The sequence below is a fragment of the Photobacterium sp. 1_MG-2023 genome (assembly GCF_030547945.1).
GTDB lineage: Bacteria > Pseudomonadota > Gammaproteobacteria > Enterobacterales > Vibrionaceae > Photobacterium.
This window is the reverse complement of the sequence record NZ_JAUORR010000034.1, coordinates 1-17,649: the sequence shown is the minus strand read 5'-3', so window position 1 is coordinate 17,649 and position 17,649 is coordinate 1. Positions and strand designations below refer to the sequence as shown.

Here is a 17,649-nt window from a genome sequence, read left to right as displayed (position 1 = left end):
GTTATTTCTCCTTATCCATGGTGGTCATGACGGTGTAGAACAGCCAGCTCACCAGTAAAATGATCAGGAAGTAAATCATGGAGAATGCCGCTGCGGGCCCCAGATCAAACTGACCGACAGCCATTTTGGTGAGTGCCTGCGACAGAAAAGTGGTCGCGTTCCCCGGCCCGCCGCCGGTGAGCACAAACGGCTCGGTATAGATCATAAAGCTGTCCATAAAACGCAGCAGTACGCCAATCAGCAGGACATTTTTCAGCTTGGGTAACTGAATGTAGCGGAAGACCGCCCAGTTGGAAGCCCGGTCGATTTTGGCTGCCTGATAATAGACATCCGGGATGGCTCTGAGGCCGGAATAACAGAGCAGGGCCACCAGCGATGTCCAGTGCCACACATCCATGACCAGCACAGTAATCCAGGCATCTACCGGATCGGAGGCATAGTTGTAATCCACCCCGATGTGATTGAGAAACCAGCCCAGCAGACCAATATCGGCCCGGCCAAAAATCTGCCAGATCGTCCCGACCACGTTCCAGGGGATCAGCAACGGAATCGCCAGCACAATCAGTACCAGTGAGGCTTTCATTCCTCGGGCGGGCATGCTCAGTGCAACCAGAATACCCAGCGGAATTTCAATCAGCAGCACACTGGCCGAATAGATGAACTGGCGCAGTAAGGAATCATGCAGGCGGGAATCATTGAGAATTTCCCGGTACCACTCGGTGCCGACAAAATAAGCGGTATTCTGGTCGAAAATATCCTGAATGGAGTAGTTGACGACGGTCATCAGCGGGATGATGGCTGAAAAAGCGACCAGCAGGAATACCGGGACAACCAGCCACCAGGCGCGGTTATTTTCAGTTTTTTGCTGCATGAGTGCCTCCCGGAGCCTGGTCATCAATCAGATATTCGTCGATATAGAGTTTCAGCCACTGGGCCGGGAAGGTCACCCAGCCTTGTGATTCGGGCACGGAAGCCCCTTCAGCCAGACGAATTTTGATCGGCGTACCGGCCAGCATGGCCGTAACAATTTTGTAAGTGCCCAGATCTTCGGTGTGGGTGATGGTCACGGGATAGCTCAGATTCCGTTCCGATGCCCAGAGCTGAATAAACTCCGGACGGATGCCCAGTTTGAGATTGGCTGATTGCGATTGGTGCAGCACTTCCCGCTGGTGGGCAGACAGCGGGATACTCAGCCCGTTGAATTTCAGACTGAGTGAGTCACTGTCCCGTTCAACCGGTAACAGGTTCATGCCGGGACTGCCGATGAAATAGCCGACGAAGGTATGGTTGGGCCGCTCAAACAGCTCACGGGGTGTGCCGAACTGAACGATCCGGCCTTCGTACATCACCGCGATTTGATCCGCAAAGGTGGCAGCTTCAAGCTGATCATGGGTCACGTAAACCATGGTGATATTGAACTGCTCGTGGATCTGCTTGAGCTTGCGGCGCAATTTCCATTTCAGGTGCGGGTCGATCACCGTCAGGGGTTCATCAAACAGAATGGCGGACACATCATCCCGCACCAGGCCGCGTCCCATTGAGACTTTCTGCTTCTCGTCGGCATTGAGATTACGGGCCTTCCGGTCCAGAACAGGCGTTAACTCCAGAATGTCTGCAATTTCGTGAACCTTGATGCGGATTTGCGCCTCTGGCGTTTTCATATTGCGCAGCGGAAAGGCCAGATTGTCGAAGACCGTCATGGTGTCGTAGATCACCGGGAACTGGAAAACCTGCGCAATGTTACGATCCTGCGGCGGTAGCTGATTGACCGTTTTCCCGTTGAATTTGACCTGACCTTCTGAAGGCGACAGCAGTCCGGAGATGATATTCAGCATGGTACTTTTGCCGCAGCCGGATGGCCCGAGTAACGCAAATGCGCCGCCATCCGTCCAGACATGGTTCATCCGGCGGATCGCATAGTCATCATCGCCGGTGGGCGTGGCGGTATAGCTGTGCGCCAGAGATTCGAGACGTATTTCAGCCATCAGCGTTTCTCCCAGTCGGAACGCGCAGTCTGGATTAACTGGTGCTCCTGCGAAAAGACATATAGCTTGTGAGTGGGGACATAGATGCTGATACGGGCATCGACGGCGTATTCATGGACGCCAGATAAATGCAGCACCATGCTCATGTCGCGGTTGGAAACATGCAGAAAGGTTTCGCTGCCGCTGATTTCAGCCAGTTCGACCGTCACGGCCAGCTCCAGATCGTCGTCATGTCCGGGCACCAGCGTCAGGTGGTTGGGGCGAATCCCAAAGATGTAATCACCGGGCGCGAGGTCGCCCAGATCGTCGTTCAGGGCAAAATGAATCTGATCGGAAAACGACACCGTGCTCTGGCTGACCTGTCCCTGAATCAGATTGATCGGCGGTTCACCAAAGAGTTCAGCACAGGTGACGCTGGCCGGATTGTGATAGACGACCGGCGTATGACCCGACTGAATGATCTCTCCCTCATGCATCAGAACCACATTGCCGCCCAGTGCCAGCGCCTCGTTGGGTTCAGTCGTCGCATACACTGCAATCGTGTTCCTTGCGGCGAACAGTTCGCGCATTTCCTGCCGTAATTCTTCGCGCAGTTTATAGTCCAGGTTCACCAGAGGCTCATCGAATAAAATGATGTCCGCATCTTTGACCAATGCTCTGGCCATGGCTGTACGTTGCTGCTGACCGCCCGACAGTTCCAGCGGAAACCGTTTCAGAAAAGGTTCGATATGCAGCATTTCAGCGGTCTGGCGGACACGCGCATCGATGTCAGCCTGCGGCAATTTGCCCAGTTTCAGCGGGGAGGCAATGTTGTCGTAAACCGTCAGATTGGGATAGTTGATAAATTGCTGATAGACCATCGACACATTGCGTTCTCGAACCGGTATGCCGGTGACTTCTTTGCCATTGAAATAGATGTGGCCCTGCGTTGGACGATCCAGCCCTGCCATTAACCGCATCAGGCTGGTTTTACCGGCCAGCGTTCTGCCCAGCAGGACATTGAATGAGCCGGGCTCCAGCGTCAGGCTGGCGTTTTTGATCCAATGACTGCCGTCGACGATGCGGGTGATCTGATCCAATTTGAGCGACATGTGTTATCGGGCTCCTGAGATTAACCTGTTAACGAAGTGGCTAAAGTTGTGCCACAATTATTTAACATTTGTGCCAGGTCGGTATCCTGATGATTTTCCGAATATTTATCAGCGTGCTGCCCGAATTCAGAGACCGGCATTGGGCTCTGCTGTTGTGAAATGTTCAGTGTGTCTGAACATTCAGCAACGTTCATCAGGTCCTCTACCGGTGTGTAAGCCGCTGTGCGGTGGCGATTTTTTCAGGAGTCAGTTCTGGAATCAGTTCTGGGATCAGTCATGCAGGAAGATAAAGCGAGTCTCTATGGAAAAGCCGGACAGATAAGCCGGGTTGCGGATTCCTGGCAACGTTGCCGGGGTTATGGGCTGGACTGCAAGCAGGCGCCTGTGGTCACCCGGCTCAGTCCAGAGCAATGGCAGCAGCGGTTGGCGCAGTCTCAGCAGATGGTCTCGGTCACACGGGAGAAAGTGCTGCCCATGTATCAGCGCATGCTCCATAACAGTAACAGCCTGGTTTTACTGACCGATTCGCAGGGCTATCTGCTGGAGCGATGGGGTGCTCCGCCGTTCTGTCAGCAGCTTCCGGCTGAATTACTGACCCCGGGGGCCTGCTGGCAGGAGAAAGCCGTCGGGACCAATGCCATTGGCACGGTGTTGCAAACGCAGGCGATCGCAGATGTGCAGTGTGATGAACACTTCCTGGCGGTGAACCGGATGATGAGTGCTTCTGCGTCGCCGATTTTTGATGCCAACCGGCGCTTGGTCGGGGTGCTGAATGTGTCCAGTGACGCGTATCTGCCGACCACCCTGGTGCACGGTATGGCCAAAGTTATGGCACAGGTCATTGAAAATCAGATGATTTCAGCCGCTTATCAGCAGCATTTCTGGCAACTGATGCTGAATACGAGTCCTGATAATCTGGACAGTCAGTGGGCAGGGTTACTGGTTTTTAATGCGCAGGGACAGATTCTGGTGTCGAACCAGCGAGCCAATGCATTACTGGGACAGTCACTTCAGGGCCAGCCGATTGAAACGGTCACCGGCCAGCCACTGGCAACACTGCTGGCTTGGCAAGCCGCAGAAGCGATGACCGTGAAAGGGCCGGAAGCCATCCCGTTGTTTGCCCGGATCATTGCGCCGCACGTCTCCGGTGAGGTGGCGACTTTACCCATGGTCACAGCGCCAGGGCCCACGACGCTTCCTTCTGGCGACGCGCGTGTACTCGCCGATTTAGACACCGGCGATAAACACATGGCTCGCGCTGTGGATCAGGCCTTGCGTGTGGTCCACAGTGATATTCCGTTGCTGATTCAGGGGGAAACCGGCGTGGGCAAAGAAATTTTTGTTCGTGCATTTCATGCGTCATCTGCACGTCATGATGCTGAGCTGGTTGCCGTGAATTGTGCGGCAATCCCCTCCGAGCTGGTGGAAGCGGAACTCTTCGGCTACGTCAAAGGTGCGTTCACCGGTGCCAGTCCGAAAGGCAGTATCGGCCTGATTCGCCGTGCCGATCAGGGCACTTTGTTTCTGGACGAAATCGGTGACATGCCCCTTTCAACTCAGGCAAGACTGCTGCGGGTCTTGCAGGATAAATGTGTGACCCCACTGGGTAGCAGCGAGCGCTACCCGGTGGATTTTCGTCTGGTGTGTGCTACGCATCAACCGTTACGGGAAGCTATTCAGCGCAGACAGTTCCGTGAAGATCTGTATTACCGGATGAATGGTCTCACTGTGAGCTTACCATCGCTTAAAGACCGGCAGGATTTGCCGAAAGTGGTTGAGGCGGTGCTGGCAGAACTGGCTGACAGCGGCCTGAAAGGGGATGTCAGCGAAGAAGTGATGCAGCTGTTTCTGTCCCACCTCTGGCCGGGGAATATCCGGCAACTGTTTAATGTGTTGCGCGTGGCCTCGGTGCTTGCCGGCGATCAACAGATCCAGCCGGAACATTTACCGGATGATTTTTTCTGGGATCTTAAAGGCATCACCAGAGATGCAGACTTGCTCGAATCTGATCTGCTGGAAGATGACTGGCAGGTCGCTTTGCCCAAAGTGTACAAAGCACTGGGACGTAATGTCAGCAAAACCGCCGAAGCCATGGGCGTCAGCCGGAACACCGTCTATAAACGATTGAAACAGCTTGGCTTGTGGCATGACGGGTGATGTTTCTCATCATTGGTCATCTCAAATGAAAAAGAGATTGATTTTCAATAATTCATATGAAAAATGACACGCATTGTTTGTCTTGGATAAATATGAAGAAGAATGAAAACGAAATTTCTCTTAGCTGGCGTGATCGGACTGGCATTGGTTGGTTGTGGTTCAGAAGGCACGGGTCCAAGAAGGGGATTGGTGGCATTAGAAAAACAAGGAGAGCTGGTCGTTGGCAGTACAGTCTCCGCAACAGCTCGATGCAATGACTGTGAACAAATTCAATATTCCTGGATGTTGGATACAAACCGCAATGGGATATGGGGTGACACCATTCTGGTGAATGGCAGGTTAGTCTCTGATCAAGAGATTCAGAACCAGCGTTATACATTGCGCGAGGATGATTATGGTGCAAACGCCCGTCTGACAATACAGTATCAGGTTGATGGCCAATCTAAATCAGGCTTTGTCATTTATCAGCCCGTGCTAGTGGAAAAGATATTTAGCAATCATAAGGGTGATGTTGCTTTCTTAAAAACCAATGGCGAGATGGTGACCTGGCAAAATGGCCGGATAATCACGTATGAGGGAATAGAATCAGTTTTTGAAAGTGATTTTGGTCTTGCAGCTCAAGACAAGGATGGGAAATTGATTACCTGGCGGCGTACTGCCATGCCTTCGGATATGCCCACGATTTATCACGCAAAATCATTTCACTCAAATCAAGGAGGCGGGTTCGCTGTGATTCAAAGTGATGGCAGTGTTGTGACGTGGGGCGATGATTATTCCGGCGGTGAAAGCAGTCAGGTGCAAGCGCAGCTGACTGATGTTGAATCAATCTTTAGCTCCAAAGATGCTTTTGCTGCATTGAAAAATGATCAGACGGTTGTTGCTTGGGGAGGAGGTGACGCTGGTAATAGCAGCGGGGTTCAGGCTGACCTGACAAATATCCAGACGATTATTGAAAATAATAGCTCTTTTGCTGCAATCAGAGCGGACAACACGCTTGTGACTTGGGGAGAGCTGAATTACGGCGGATCGACCGGAGAGTTTGGCAAGGATTTGGTGAATATCCGGGGCGTCTTTTCAAACCGAACACCATTTCCGGGTGCTTATACGAATGGTACAGATTTTATTGCCATTAGAGATGACGGCGTTGTCATTTCATGGGGCGCAAATACCTTCGCAGATTTGAGGAAAGAGCGGAGACTAAGCATTCCGGGCGCGAAAGAAATCTTTTCAACCTGGGATGCTTACGCTGCATTGACTGAATCCGGGGATGTGATGACTTGGGGATCAGAGTACGTGGGTGGGAATAGTTCGTCTGTCAGTCATCAACTGAATCAGGTCAAAACCATTGTACCGAATGCAAATGCCTTTACTGCTTTCAAGGCAGATGGTTCAGTTGTGAGCTGGGGATTTGATAATTGCGGTGGAACGAATCATGCCACTGCAGGGATGACAGATATCATACAAGTAGAAGCGACGACTTGTGCATTTGCGGCGCTACGGGCAGATGGCAGATTAGTCGCCTGGGGAGATCAACATGGTGGTGGCGATCTGTCATCTGCATCTGGTGAATTGAGTCGCACACGCCTGTTAAAAGCTGCTGAAGATAAATTTCTGGCACTCCAGCAGGATGGGACAGTTGTTGCCTGGGGATTGGATGTTGTGAATTATTCAGACGAATGGCAGACCCTGATGGTGCATTTGGAGCCCTGGGATCAGAGGCTGGAAACATCACTCAGGTAGTTTAGACTGAAGTATTTTCATGGAAGCAGGCTGGTCAACATACCGTCTGCTTTTTTTGTGTGAAGTAGTGGAGATGTAATCAAGGTTGTGAATATATGTACATCGGAGAAGTTTCTCAACGCACTGGATTATCCGCAAAAGCGATCCGGCTTTATGAGGAGATGGGCCTGATTCGTACCCTACCCCGGGTGAACCGATACCGGACCTATTCTGAAACGGATATTGAGGTCTTGCAGTTGATCGCAGAAGCCAAACAACTGGGGGTGACTTTGAACCGCCTGAAAGGCGTGATCCGGTATCAGCATGGTGTGGTGGACTGGGCGCGCATTCATCAGTTTTTAAAGGACGTCCGGGGTGAACTGATGGCAGAACGCCAGCGACTGAATGCGCAAATTCAGCAGGTCGAGCATTGCCTTGCAACGATCCATACTTGTCCTCAGGGGCTTGACTCTGCCCTATAGGGCAGACTTTACACTCATGGTTGAACCTGCAGAAACAAGGAACAATCATGAGAAAAAACATCCTGCTCCTGAATGCCAACCCGAAAACAGAGAGTTTTGCCCGGGCGTTGGCCGACGCCTATGAAATTGAGGCGCGTGAGCAATTCACGGTGCATCGACTGAATTTATCGGACATGGAATTCGACCCGAATCTGGCTGCCGGTTACGATGCCATCCAGCCACTGGAGCCCGGTTTAAAGGCGTTTCAGCGCCAGCTTGCCGGTGCAGATCATCTGGTACTGATAGCTCCGATCTGGTGGGGGGGATTACCCGCTCAATTGAAAGGCTTCATTGATCGAACCTTCTTGCCTGGATTTGCTTTTCAGTTTGAAGGCGATAGCCCGGAGCCTGTACCGTTACTGAAAGGGAAAACGGCCCGGATCATTCTGACCATGGATGCCCCTGCCGAAATGCTGGCCGAACAGGCTGAACCTGTGCTGGCTCAGCTTGATCGTTTCACGCTTCAGTTTTGCGGGTTTAGCCCTGCCGAAACCACTTTGCTGGGGTCGGTGATCCTGTCGACGGAAACCCAGCGGCAATTATGGCTGAAAGACATTCAAGCACTTGGGCGGCAGGGGCTGTAGCGATGCGGTGAGACACCCGGTTGACTGGGATTGGTATTACACATGGGCTGACATCTTTTCGGTCAGCCATCTCCGGTAAAATTCAACAAAAGTTCTGACTTTCGCCGGAATAAATGCGCCCGGCGGGAAGACGGCGTAAATCCCGCCTCTGGGTAATTGCCAGTCGGTGAACAAGGGCACTAATTCCGGATCGTTTTCGCCAAAATGGGTCGCAATCACCGACAATCCCGCGTTGCTTTTGATCAGGCTTCGCATGGCACTGGTGTTGTCGACCCGAACATGACTTTGCATCTGAACCTGAACCTGTTCGTCAGATCGGGTGAACGTCCAGGTCAGCGCGCTTGGCAGGGGCGAAAACTCAATCCAGCGATGATGCTTCAGTTCGCTCGGATGCTGTGGTCTGCCCATTTCCTGCATATATCCGGCAGAAGCCATCACACGCTGCTCAAACTCGCCCAGTTTCTGCGCCCGAAGGCTGGAATCTTTCAGCCATCCCATCCGAATGGCTAAATCAATCCCATCGCGCACCATGTCCGACACCTTGTCGCCGCCCCGCAGCTCAACTGTGAGCTTTGGATGTCGTTTTGAAAAAGCGGCCACAGCGGGAGCCAGCATCAGTGCCATATGATCCACTGGCGCCGTGATCCGCAGGGTGCCAGACAGAGCTTGCGCACTGGTACTGGCTTCGCTGAGTGTTTCGTCCAGCTTTGTCAGCAATGGCTGGCAGGCCAGATAGAGCTGTTGACCCGCTTCCGTCAGCGTGACCTGACGCGTGGTCCGGTTAAACAGCGCAGAACCCAGATGGGTTTCCAGCGCTTTGATATTCAGGCTGATCTTGGTTTTCGTACAGCCCAGTTTCTCGGCCGCAGCCGTAAATGATCCTGCCTCAACGGTGGCAATGAATAAGGGCAGGGTATTGAGATCAAGTGCGTGGCTCATCATGCTGACTGTTATGGAATCAATAACAGTGAATTATCCAACGGCGTATTTTTCAAATCAATCTTTCATCGCACAATGTGTCCATCAACGAAAACAATCGAGGACAACATCATGAACATTGCAATCATTGGCGCAAGTGGTTTTATTGGTTCAGCACTGCGAGAAGAAGCACTGAGCCGTGGTCATCAGGTGACGGCACTGGTCAGTCGTCCAGAGCGCCTGGCAACACAACCCGGCCTGACGATTCAGAAAGCCGATGTGCAGGATACCCAGGCACTGACAGCGCAACTGGCAGGTTACGATGCCGTACTGAGCGCATTTTCCGGACACGCACAAACGGATGTCGCCGGTTACTTTGCACAGGGTTTCGACAGCATTCTGGCGGCAGCACAAGCTGCAAAGGCCAATCGCCTGATGGTTGTTGGTGGCGCGGGCTCTCTGGAAGTCGCACCCGGTGTACAACTGATTGATACGCCAGAGTTTCCGGCGGAATACAAAGCCACAGCCGAAGGGGCCAGATATGCGCTGAATGCACTGCGTGCCCAGCAGGGCGTGAACTGGACTATGTTGTCTCCGGCGGCGATGATTGCACCGGGCGAGCGGACCGGCCAGTATCAGCTGGGCACCGATCAGTTGCTCACGGATGCAGCAGGCAACAGCCAGATTTCAGTTGAAGACTACGCAAAAGCCATGATTGACGAGCTGGAAGCCCCGGCGAATACGAATCAACGCTTCACGCTGGCTTACGCCTGATCCCGCCGTCCCTGCCTTTGGATGGAAAAACGCAGCTTCGGCTGCGTTTTTGGGTTTTCATCGTTCATGGTCATGATTTTTCACCTATATTTCATTTGCATGGAAAAATAAGCCATTGTTTGAGGACACGATTCATATAGGGAATTGGCATGCAAAAACAACAGGACAAAATCGGGTTCGCGCTGCTCGGGGTTTTTATTTTTCTCGGGTTGGCATGTTTAGGATATTTGCTGGGGCATGCAGCGCTGGCTTATAAACAATTCGATCGCAGTGTGACGGTAAAAGGGTTGTCTGAACGGGAGTTTCCGGCGGATATTGTGATCTGGCCGATTCAGTTTAACGTTGCCAGCAATGATCTGGGGGAGCTGTATCAGATGCTGGACGGACAGACGTCGCAAATTCGTGCTTATCTTCGCAGCAATGGTATCGGTGCGAATGAAATCTCTGTCTCTACCCCGGCGATCACCGATAAATCGGCCCAGCAATATGGCAACGAGGCTCAGGTGGCTTACCGATATACGGCGTTTCAGACCGTGACCGTTTATTCCAGCGAGATTGAGAATGTCCGGGCTGTGATGGGAACCCTGTCAGAGCTGGGGAAACAGGGGATTGTCTTTACCGGCGATGCGTATCAGACGCAGACTGAATATCTCTTTACCCGTCTGAACGAGATTAAGCCCGGCATGATTGAAGAAGCCACGACCAACGCCCGTGAAGTGGCACAAAAATTTGCATCGGATTCCGACAGCACACTCGGCAAAATTCGCAAAGCGTCGCAGGGACAGTTTTCAATCAGTGCGCGTGATAAAAATAATCCGCATATTAAGAAAATCAGAGTCGTTTCAACCGTCGAATATTATTTGTCGGATTGAGTTATTGAATCCAAGGAGGAAAGATGAAAACAGCATTGGTCACCGGTGGCAGCCAGGGAATCGGACTCGAAACAGTGTTGCGTTTGGTGGCAGAAGATTATCAGGTCATTACCTGTTCAAGACGGGCATCCGTCTGGCAGCAACAGGTTGCGCGATATCCGCAACTCAGTTCTGTGGATTATCATGCGGTGGATATTGGCGATGACTCGCAGTTGAATCGCATGTTTGCGCAGATTCAAGAGACATACGGCAAGTTGGATCTGGCGGTGAATAATGCGTCGCCTGAACTGGCTTCCCGCGGACAATTTTCTGAAGTCGCACCTTCAGCGCTGCGCGAAACACTTGAGCAGGATTTCTGGGCACAGGCCGTGTGTTTACAACTGGAGCTTCGACTCATGCATTCCGGGGCTGCGATTGTGAATCTCAGCTCTGTGAATGGGTTGCGTCCAACACCCAACGCTGCGATGTACAGCGCTGCAAAACATGCCATTGAAGGCTTAACCCGATCGGTTGCACTGGAGGCGATTCAGCATGGAATTCGCATCAATGCTGTCGCGCCAGGGGTGACCTGGACACCCCGCTGGGAAGCCCGGGAAGCAGCCGCGCCTGGCACTCGGACAGAGGTTTCTGCGGTTGTACCCGTCAAACGCTATGCTGAATCTGCTGAGGTGGTTGAAGCCATCCTGTTTCTTTTGTCCGACAAAGCCAGCTATATCGTGGGGCATACACTGGTCGTGGATGGCGGATTGAGTTTGAGTTGAATGGAATCTGTGAGTTGTCAGTATTGAATGCCACTGAAAATAAAAGCTTTCGTTCCCAATTACGTACTTATTTGACTGAACCTGAGCGGCGCCTCTGGAGAAAGCTGCGTTGTCATCAGCTTGGCGTGAAGTTTCGTCGTCAGCATGGTATTGGCCGATATATTGTGGATTTTTATTGCCCGGATAAAAAGTTGGTGATTGAAATTGATGGCGATAGCCATTATTCGGAAGTGGGTCTGCAGTACGATGAAAAGCGTGATGCCTTGATGGCTGAATTAGGTATTCGGGTATTACGTTTTACAAATCAGGAAGTCATGCGCAATTTAGACGAAGTTGTTGAGATGATATATCGGTTGATTCACCGATGAAGCGCTGATCATTCCCTCCCCTTGGCAAGGGGAGGGCTAGGGTGGGGTTCGAACAGCGCGCACAGAATTGGATTTGGTGCTGGTGATTGGATTGATAACCCCCTCCTAACCTCCCCCTTGAAAAGGGGGAGGGACGGATCGAGCTTGCGGTGAGTACTGAGTTTTTCCTTGCCTTGGTAAGGGTGGGAACAGATCGTGTTTGTTGCGAGTGCTGATCATTCCCTCCCCTTGAAAAGAGGGAGGGACAGATCGAGCGTTGATTTTTTCTTCCTTTGAGGAGGAAGCAATGTTACATGAGCTGATTTCCAGAAGAGATCGAATTCAGCAACACCCCAGTACACTTCTCTGCCGCATCCAGATCTTTCCCGACAAATGCCGACACAATGGCACCTTCTTTCAACAGGCAAATGGTATCCACTAAGGCCTCGTCTGGTGTGTGAAGGTGTTGCTGGATCAGCAACCGGACTTTGCGTTTGTGCTCGCTGCAATAGTCGGCAATGACGGTGTTTTCTTCACTGAATTCAGCCGATGCATTGATAAAAAAACAGCCTCGGAAGGGGCTCAGTTCAGGCACCCGGCCATGGAACCAGTCACTCAGGGCACTGAAGAGGCAGGTGATCACGTCAGTATTGGTGTGTGCCGGTGCCAGACGCCGCGCCAACCAGGCCATGAAAATCTCATCGCGTGCGGCCAGCGTGGCGAGGATCAGCTCATCTTTGCTGGCAAAGTGGCTGTACAGTGTTTTTTTGGCCACGCCAGAGACTTTCAGCACTTCGTTAATCCCCACGGCATGAATGCCATGACGGTAGAACAGCGTCAGCGCGGTGCTGATCAGTTGCTGTCGTTTATCGGTTTTCATCTGAAACCTCTCTGATTCACTGAGTTCATCAGGATGTTGACACAAGGAGACCGATCTGTCTACTCTAATAAAGGAGACAAATCGGTCTACCTAAAAACACAAAGGAGTATCAAATGAATCAATACGGTATGGCACTGATTTCTGGCATTGGCGCGGCTTTGGCGATTGGGCTGTTATCACTGGCAGACAGCATGACAACCGCCGGACTCTGGCTGATGGCACCGTTCGGAGCGACAGCCGTGCTGGTGTTTGGGGTGCCGGACAGCCCGCTTGCACAGCCAAAGAATGTGATCGCCGGTCACCTGCTGACAGCCTTTATCGGTGTCTTTTTTGTCGCTTTTATTGGCGTCACCCCACTGACGATGGCGATTGCATCTGGCTTGGCCGTTTCTGCGATGTTGCTGACGAAAACCACCCATCCGCCTGCAGGTGCCAATCCGCTGTTGATTATGCTGACCGGACAAAGCTGGTCTTTTCTGGTCACTCCGGTGCTGATTGGCGCGTTGGTTATGGTGCTGATCGGTCAGATGGTGAAGCACCGGGGCTGGGTGCTGAGTCGCTGACCGCGCTGAAAGCATCCATCTGCTCCCGGTAAGATGTCATTATTTGCGTGAAAAAATGTCTCTTTTTGGCCTAGTCAATAACTCAGGCAGTTCATAGCATGGAAAGCATCAAATGGATTCTTTTCAGATGCGGACGAGGACGAATGGATATTTCCCGCAACACGCAAGTTATCGCTATTTCGGTGGGGGTGCTGGTGACCTTCTGGGCATCATCGATCAAGGGCAGCTATCAGGTTTATTTTCTGGATCTGGCCAGCATGTGTGGACTTGGTCGGGGTGTGTTTTCGCTCACCAGCGCCCTGTTTGGCTTGTCGATTGGCATTTTATCTCCGGTGGTCGGCTGGATCTGCGACCGGATTGGCCCGGCGCAGACCATTTTATCGGGTGTCATTGTGGCAATGTTTGTGTATTTGCTCATGACACTCACCTTCCATTTCTGGCTGTTTCTGGTGCTTTTCGGGGTACTGGCAGCTTACGCATTAACCGCCATGACCTTTGTCCCGCTGGCATTACTGGTGGACCGCATTTTTGACCATCGCAACAAAGGCATGGCTTATGCGGCGATCACCAACGGCACCGCGATTGGCTTTATGGTGTTGTCACCGCTCTGGGTCTGGCTCAATACGTTTCTGGTCTGGCAGGACATCAGCCTGATCATCTTTGGTGTTTTTACGCTGCTGATTCTGCCAGCCAGTCTCTGGCTGTGCCGTTTGTTTCCCCTTCGTGCGTTTGTGCTCGCGCCAGAGGCTGAAAATCAGCCGGATGCGCTGACATGGCATCAGCATCTAAGAAAACCGCTGTTCCTGCTGCTGGCATTGTCTTTCGGGGGATGCGGGGCATCCATGGCGTACATTGATGTGCATCTGGTCCCGCTGCTTCAGGAACGTTTCAGTGGCGGGGAAGGTGAAGCCACCCTCGTGGCCACGTCGCTCAGTGTGCTCGGCGCTGCGGAACTGGTGGGTGCATTCTGGGTGGGATATCTGCTGCGTTTTTCAGCGCCGGCACTGATTCTGGCAGGACTGTATCTGGTTCGCGGGGCATCGCTGCTGATTGTGCTGGCGGCAGACAACCTGCTGATGTGCATGATTTTCGCGGTTCTTTTTGGTCTGACTTATATGGGCACGGTGATCGTAACGTCCATGATGTGTCTGCAGGCTTATGGCGAACAGGTGAAAGGGAAAATCTTCGGCTGCCTGTTTACCGTGCATCAGATCTTTGTGTTCGGCACGGTCTGGCTGGGAGGGTTATCTTTCGATGCCACACAAAGTTATGCCGGGGTCACACTGGCGGTTTCCGGGCTGTGTTTTGTGTCTGCCGTCACCGGGCTGCTGTTCTTCTTTTCAGAGCCGTTCAAAACTCGCTCCGGCCTGGCACAGCAAGGGCAGGCGTGAGCCCGATTTTGGCTCAGCCCGCAGTGTTGTGCTTGGTCGCAAATTTTCCGGGCAGCGACTGATATTTTTTCTTCCAGGCGGCGCGCAATGCGCTGGCCTGAGGAAAGCCGGATTTCAGCGCAGCAGATTCAATTGTCTCCCCGTTATCGAGATAGCTTTTCGCTTCTTCCAGCCGTAGTTCGACCAGATAGGCCCGGATGGTGATGCCCGTCGCTTGTTTGAACTCGCGCTGCATGTGGCGGGAAGAAACCCGGAAGCGGGCAGCAACGTCGTTTAATGTGATTTTTTCGCTGATCCGGCGCTGCAAATCATCCTGAATCGCATGGACCAGCGGTGAAATATGGCTGCGATAGGAAAGCTGTTTCGAGATTTGCGGATCATTGGCCATTCTGCGGCGGTAGACCACCAGTTCTCTGGCGATGTTCATGGCAAAGGCACTGCCGTTGCGCGCTTCTATCAGCTGAAGCGCCAGATCAATTCCGGCGGTCACGCCTGCCGTGGTATAAACTTGCCCGTCCTGCACCACAATCCGTTCCGGCAGCACTGTGGTCGCCGGAAACTGTTCAGATAATTGCTGCGTCAGCTGATGATGAGTGGTGCAGTGTCTGTCATTCAGCCAGCCTGCCAGTCCGAGCAGAAAAGCACCGGTGCAGATACCGACGATTGTCGTTTGTGACTGCGGCACGGTTCTGAGCCAGTCGATACAGTGTTCACTGGCCTGATTACGATAAATACCGTGGTGATATTTGGAAGCGCAGACCATCACGATCGACGGTTCAGGCAAGCTTTCCGGCAAAGGTTCAATGCCACAGAAAGTCAGTCCCTGATGGCTGTGACAGGTCGTCTGATCGCCGATATAGTGCAGTTCCAGCGGCATGCCCTGGCTGAGCGCTTCATGAAAAGCCTGACAGGGCCCCGCCAGATCCAGCAGATGTACATCCGGCGTCAGCAGAAAATAAATAGAAAGTGGCACGGGGTTGATCCGGTCAGATGCCATAGCCTGTCAGTCCTTTGAAACAGAGAGTAAGCAATGTATCACTCCGCCTTGTACGAAAGCCACCGCTGGATCCAACAGGCGCGAGATCCTCTGTGATCGAAATTTATTGATATGTCCGACTGTAAGGGTCGTGTGTCCGATCGGAGATATGTATTTCCGACCTGACCTGACACAATAGCATCATACGTTCCGCGTATTTTTCTACGATCTCAATCTAAGGCAGCGCATGATCTACTTATTACCCTTATTGACGGTATCAATTTGGGCAGGGAATGCCATTGTTAACAAACTTTCATTCAGCGTGATTGATCCGGGAGCGATCGCATTTTACCGCTGGTTTTTTGCCATGCTGGCACTCACCCCATTTGTACTGAAATCTGTGATTCAAAACTGGGCCAGCATCAAACCCTATTTGTCAAAACTGGCGTTTCTGGCTCTGCTTGGCATGGTCCTGAACCAATCGCTGGGCTACTTTGCCGCACCTACGACCACAGCCACGAACATGGCACTGATTATGTCGCTGGTTCCGCTGATGAGCATGTTCCTGAGCGTCCCGATTCTGAAACAAAGACTCTCGCCACTGGCTTTTATCGGCGCTGTGCTGTCTTTGGGCGGACTGGTGCTGATGCTCAGTCACGGCGATCCGTCGCAGTTGCTGTCTCAGGGGATGAATCAAGGGGATGCTTTGCTTCTGCTGGCTGCCTTTGTGTATGCGCTGTATTGTGTGCTGATCAAACGGTGGGACATGCCGCTGAGTAACTGGCATTCGGTGTATGTTCAAGGCGTGTTTGCCGTGCTGTTTCTGCTACCGATGGTATTTACCAGCCAGCGGGTTGGCATTACCGGTGAATCGCTGCCGCTGATTCTGTTTGCTGCGATCCCGGCCTCGGTGATTGCCCCCTGGTGCTGGTTGAAAGCCATCAAGATGCTGGGTGCCGATAAAACGGCCATGTTCATGAACCTGATGCCCGTGATTACAGCCATCATCGCCAGTGTCTTACTGAACGAACAACTCGAGCCAGTGCATCTGATTGGCGGGGGCATGGTCCTGTGCGGTGTCGCGATTGCCCAGCTCAAACTCAGAGCCCGTCGCCGCAAGCTGGTGGCCGCGTAACATTCAACCGGATTATATTTATCGAGGCAGCGGAAACGCTGCCTTTTTTTGTTTTTCAGTCCTTGAAAGCCCAGACAGTCGGATGGGTTCAGTACGATAATTTCGAAAGGGAGAGCATGTGAGAAATTGTGCAGCACATGCTGTCAGAATCGATCACGCCCCTGTTTGTTGCTCGATCAGAACAGAAGGAATAAAACAATGAGTCACGAAAAGAGACATGAAAAACAGTACGAAACCCTGGCAAGTACAGGCCATGTGTCAATCCACGCCAGGACCCGGGGCGTGCCTTTTGACGCCAAAGCACAGGCGCAGCTCAAGAACATCGCTGCGATGGATATCGTGCATCACCATATTGCGGTGATGCCAGATGTCCACTTGGGTAAAGGGGCTACGATTGGTAGTGTGATTCCATCTGTGAACGCGCCGTCAAGGTGTGGAATGCCGCAAAGATGCCAGCATGATCGACGAAATACCCATGGCTTACAAAGATATCGAGAGCGTGATGGCCGCCCAGAAAGATCTGGTTGAAGTGGTGCATACCCTCAAGCAGATTGTCTGCGTGAAAGGTGAGGAAAAACAAAGCTGTGGTATGGATTTGCTGTCACAAATCACATTGTGACAGATTGAATGCAGTCACCCTGAAACCCTGTTCTAAGCTTGAGACGCGAAGGTTTCGGGGTATGCAATGATGTGCGTTCCGGCGGTAGCGTGGGTTGGGGTTATATTTTCACTAAAATCATATGCTTATGTCATTCCCGCGCAGGCGGGAATCCAGTGACGTTGATGCTCGGATCCTAAATGAGCTCAGTGTTGTACTCGAGTCTATCTGGTATTTCGCGCCAGATAGGCTTTGTTGGCCCAAAGCGTATCCAGAAATGCCTTTTGGCTCTTTGGTGTTGTCCGGGGCGGTTGTAGGCGTTCCCGACGCCGACAACCTAAAAATTCGTCCTGAATTTTTCCCTAGGCAGATGACTT

The 17,649-nt window shown here is 52.3% G+C and carries 19 protein-coding genes; 13 read left to right on the top strand and 6 right to left on the bottom strand.

Annotated elements, in window-relative coordinates:
* Position 1 precedes the first annotated feature (1 nt).
* Genes Q4579_RS20415 through Q4579_RS20405 form a run of 3 tightly spaced genes read right to left on the bottom strand, consistent with a single transcriptional unit; the run spans position 2 to position 3,076 of the window.
* Positions 2-871, bottom strand: a complete 870-nt coding sequence (locus Q4579_RS20415) for a carbohydrate ABC transporter permease (protein WP_303566630.1) — start codon at positions 869-871, stop codon at positions 2-4.
* Positions 855-1,985: an ABC transporter ATP-binding protein gene (locus Q4579_RS20410; protein WP_303566629.1), complete on the bottom strand. Its 1,131-nt coding sequence runs from the start codon at positions 1,983-1,985 to the stop codon at positions 855-857. The genes Q4579_RS20415 and Q4579_RS20410 overlap by 17 nt, the downstream gene beginning before the upstream one ends.
* A complete protein-coding gene (locus Q4579_RS20405; protein WP_303566628.1) occupies positions 1,985-3,076 on the bottom strand; it encodes an ABC transporter ATP-binding protein in 1,092 nt (363 codons plus the stop codon). The genes Q4579_RS20410 and Q4579_RS20405 overlap by 1 nt, the downstream gene beginning before the upstream one ends.
* A gap of 276 nt (positions 3,077-3,352) precedes the next feature.
* Between Q4579_RS20405 and Q4579_RS20400 the strand changes: the two genes are divergently transcribed.
* From Q4579_RS20400 to Q4579_RS20385, 4 genes are all read left to right on the top strand, one after another.
* Positions 3,353-5,233, top strand: coding sequence for a sigma-54-dependent Fis family transcriptional regulator (locus Q4579_RS20400; RefSeq protein ID WP_303566627.1), 1,881 nt, complete (start codon positions 3,353-3,355; stop codon positions 5,231-5,233).
* Positions 5,234-5,335: 102 nt separating this feature from the next.
* Positions 5,336-6,973 carry a hypothetical protein gene (locus Q4579_RS20395; RefSeq protein WP_303566626.1) on the top strand — a complete coding sequence of 546 codons (1,638 nt, stop codon included), beginning with the start codon at positions 5,336-5,338 and terminating at the stop codon, positions 6,971-6,973.
* Between the two features lie 95 nt (positions 6,974-7,068).
* A complete protein-coding gene (locus Q4579_RS20390) occupies positions 7,069-7,434 on the top strand; it encodes a MerR family transcriptional regulator (protein WP_303566625.1) in 366 nt (121 codons plus the stop codon).
* A gap of 47 nt (positions 7,435-7,481) precedes the next feature.
* Positions 7,482-8,057 carry an NAD(P)H-dependent oxidoreductase gene (locus Q4579_RS20385; RefSeq protein WP_303566624.1) on the top strand — a complete coding sequence of 192 codons (576 nt, stop codon included), beginning with the start codon at positions 7,482-7,484 and terminating at the stop codon, positions 8,055-8,057.
* 36 nt (positions 8,058-8,093) lie between these two features.
* Here Q4579_RS20385 and Q4579_RS20380 read toward each other — a convergent pair whose 3' ends face one another.
* On the bottom strand, positions 8,094-8,996 hold the full coding sequence (locus Q4579_RS20380; protein ID WP_303566623.1) for a LysR family transcriptional regulator: 903 nt from the start codon (positions 8,994-8,996) through the stop codon (positions 8,094-8,096).
* 111 nt (positions 8,997-9,107) lie between these two features.
* Between Q4579_RS20380 and Q4579_RS20375 the strand changes: the two genes are divergently transcribed.
* The 4 genes from Q4579_RS20375 to Q4579_RS20360 all read left to right on the top strand — a co-directional run bounded on the left by Q4579_RS20375 (position 9,108) and on the right by Q4579_RS20360 (position 11,750).
* Positions 9,108-9,749 (top strand): NAD(P)-dependent oxidoreductase, encoded by a 642-nt coding sequence (locus Q4579_RS20375; protein WP_303566622.1) that lies wholly within the window; start codon positions 9,108-9,110, stop codon positions 9,747-9,749.
* A 149-nt stretch (positions 9,750-9,898) separates the two neighbouring features.
* Entirely contained in the window at positions 9,899-10,621 is a 723-nt protein-coding gene (locus Q4579_RS20370; protein ID WP_303566620.1) for an SIMPL domain-containing protein, read from the top strand.
* A gap of 23 nt (positions 10,622-10,644) precedes the next feature.
* A complete protein-coding gene (locus tag Q4579_RS20365; protein WP_303566618.1) occupies positions 10,645-11,382 on the top strand; it encodes an SDR family NAD(P)-dependent oxidoreductase in 738 nt (245 codons plus the stop codon).
* A gap of 14 nt (positions 11,383-11,396) precedes the next feature.
* On the top strand, positions 11,397-11,750 hold the full coding sequence (locus Q4579_RS20360) for an endonuclease domain-containing protein (RefSeq protein WP_303566617.1): 354 nt from the start codon (positions 11,397-11,399) through the stop codon (positions 11,748-11,750).
* A gap of 289 nt (positions 11,751-12,039) precedes the next feature.
* Here the strand turns inward: Q4579_RS20360 and Q4579_RS20355 are convergent, their stop codons facing one another.
* Positions 12,040-12,609, bottom strand: coding sequence for a TetR/AcrR family transcriptional regulator (locus tag Q4579_RS20355; RefSeq protein ID WP_303566615.1), 570 nt, complete (start codon positions 12,607-12,609; stop codon positions 12,040-12,042).
* A 113-nt stretch (positions 12,610-12,722) separates the two neighbouring features.
* Here Q4579_RS20355 and Q4579_RS20350 point away from each other — a divergent pair, with 113 nt between their 5' ends.
* Positions 12,723-13,172, top strand: coding sequence for an HPP family protein (locus Q4579_RS20350; protein ID WP_303566613.1), 450 nt, complete (start codon positions 12,723-12,725; stop codon positions 13,170-13,172).
* Positions 13,173-13,315: 143 nt separating this feature from the next.
* Positions 13,316-14,563, top strand: a complete 1,248-nt coding sequence (locus Q4579_RS20345; RefSeq protein ID WP_303566611.1) for an MFS transporter — start codon at positions 13,316-13,318, stop codon at positions 14,561-14,563.
* 13 nt (positions 14,564-14,576) lie between these two features.
* Here Q4579_RS20345 and Q4579_RS20340 read toward each other — a convergent pair whose 3' ends face one another.
* Positions 14,577-15,560, bottom strand: coding sequence for a GlxA family transcriptional regulator (locus Q4579_RS20340; RefSeq protein WP_303566609.1), 984 nt, complete (start codon positions 15,558-15,560; stop codon positions 14,577-14,579).
* A gap of 226 nt (positions 15,561-15,786) precedes the next feature.
* On the opposite strand from Q4579_RS20340, the gene Q4579_RS20335 reads away from it, so the two are divergent.
* From Q4579_RS20335 to Q4579_RS20325, 3 genes are all read left to right on the top strand, one after another.
* Entirely contained in the window at positions 15,787-16,674 is an 888-nt protein-coding gene (locus Q4579_RS20335; protein ID WP_303566608.1) for a DMT family transporter, read from the top strand.
* Positions 16,675-16,872: 198 nt separating this feature from the next.
* Positions 16,873-17,202, top strand: coding sequence for an RtcB family protein (locus Q4579_RS20330; protein ID WP_303566607.1), 330 nt, complete (start codon positions 16,873-16,875; stop codon positions 17,200-17,202).
* Positions 17,132-17,293 carry an RtcB family protein gene (locus Q4579_RS20325; protein ID WP_303566605.1) on the top strand — a complete coding sequence of 54 codons (162 nt, stop codon included), beginning with the start codon at positions 17,132-17,134 and terminating at the stop codon, positions 17,291-17,293. The genes Q4579_RS20330 and Q4579_RS20325 overlap by 71 nt, the downstream gene beginning before the upstream one ends.
* Positions 17,294-17,649 lie beyond the last annotated feature (356 nt).

Bases quoted from the DNA above. Each gene is read 5' to 3' on its own strand.
- Q4579_RS20365 (WP_303566618.1), top strand. From the start codon at position 10,645: ATGAAAACAGCATTGGTCACCGGTGGCAGCCAGGGAATCGGACTCGAA.
- Q4579_RS20385 (WP_303566624.1), top strand. From the start codon at position 7,482: ATGAGAAAAAACATCCTGCTCCTGAATGCCAACCCGAAAACAGAGAGT.
- Q4579_RS20325 (WP_303566605.1), top strand. From the start codon at position 17,132: ATGATCGACGAAATACCCATGGCTTACAAAGATATCGAGAGCGTGATG.
- Q4579_RS20400 (WP_303566627.1), top strand. From the start codon at position 3,353: ATGCAGGAAGATAAAGCGAGTCTCTATGGAAAAGCCGGACAGATAAGC.
- Q4579_RS20340 (WP_303566609.1), bottom strand. From the start codon at position 15,560: ATGGCATCTGACCGGATCAACCCCGTGCCACTTTCTATTTATTTTCTG.
- Q4579_RS20375 (WP_303566622.1), top strand. From the start codon at position 9,108: ATGAACATTGCAATCATTGGCGCAAGTGGTTTTATTGGTTCAGCACTG.
- Q4579_RS20370 (WP_303566620.1), top strand. From the start codon at position 9,899: ATGCAAAAACAACAGGACAAAATCGGGTTCGCGCTGCTCGGGGTTTTT.
- Q4579_RS20350 (WP_303566613.1), top strand. From the start codon at position 12,723: ATGAATCAATACGGTATGGCACTGATTTCTGGCATTGGCGCGGCTTTG.
- Q4579_RS20390 (WP_303566625.1), top strand. From the start codon at position 7,069: ATGTACATCGGAGAAGTTTCTCAACGCACTGGATTATCCGCAAAAGCG.
- Q4579_RS20380 (WP_303566623.1), bottom strand. From the start codon at position 8,996: ATGAGCCACGCACTTGATCTCAATACCCTGCCCTTATTCATTGCCACC.
- Q4579_RS20355 (WP_303566615.1), bottom strand. From the start codon at position 12,609: ATGAAAACCGATAAACGACAGCAACTGATCAGCACCGCGCTGACGCTG.
- Q4579_RS20335 (WP_303566608.1), top strand. From the start codon at position 15,787: ATGATCTACTTATTACCCTTATTGACGGTATCAATTTGGGCAGGGAAT.
- Q4579_RS20415 (WP_303566630.1), bottom strand. From the start codon at position 871: ATGCAGCAAAAAACTGAAAATAACCGCGCCTGGTGGCTGGTTGTCCCG.
- Q4579_RS20410 (WP_303566629.1), bottom strand. From the start codon at position 1,985: ATGGCTGAAATACGTCTCGAATCTCTGGCGCACAGCTATACCGCCACG.
- Q4579_RS20345 (WP_303566611.1), top strand. From the start codon at position 13,316: ATGGATATTTCCCGCAACACGCAAGTTATCGCTATTTCGGTGGGGGTG.
- Q4579_RS20405 (WP_303566628.1), bottom strand. From the start codon at position 3,076: ATGTCGCTCAAATTGGATCAGATCACCCGCATCGTCGACGGCAGTCAT.
- Q4579_RS20395 (WP_303566626.1), top strand. From the start codon at position 5,336: ATGAAAACGAAATTTCTCTTAGCTGGCGTGATCGGACTGGCATTGGTT.
- Q4579_RS20330 (WP_303566607.1), top strand. From the start codon at position 16,873: ATGAGTCACGAAAAGAGACATGAAAAACAGTACGAAACCCTGGCAAGT.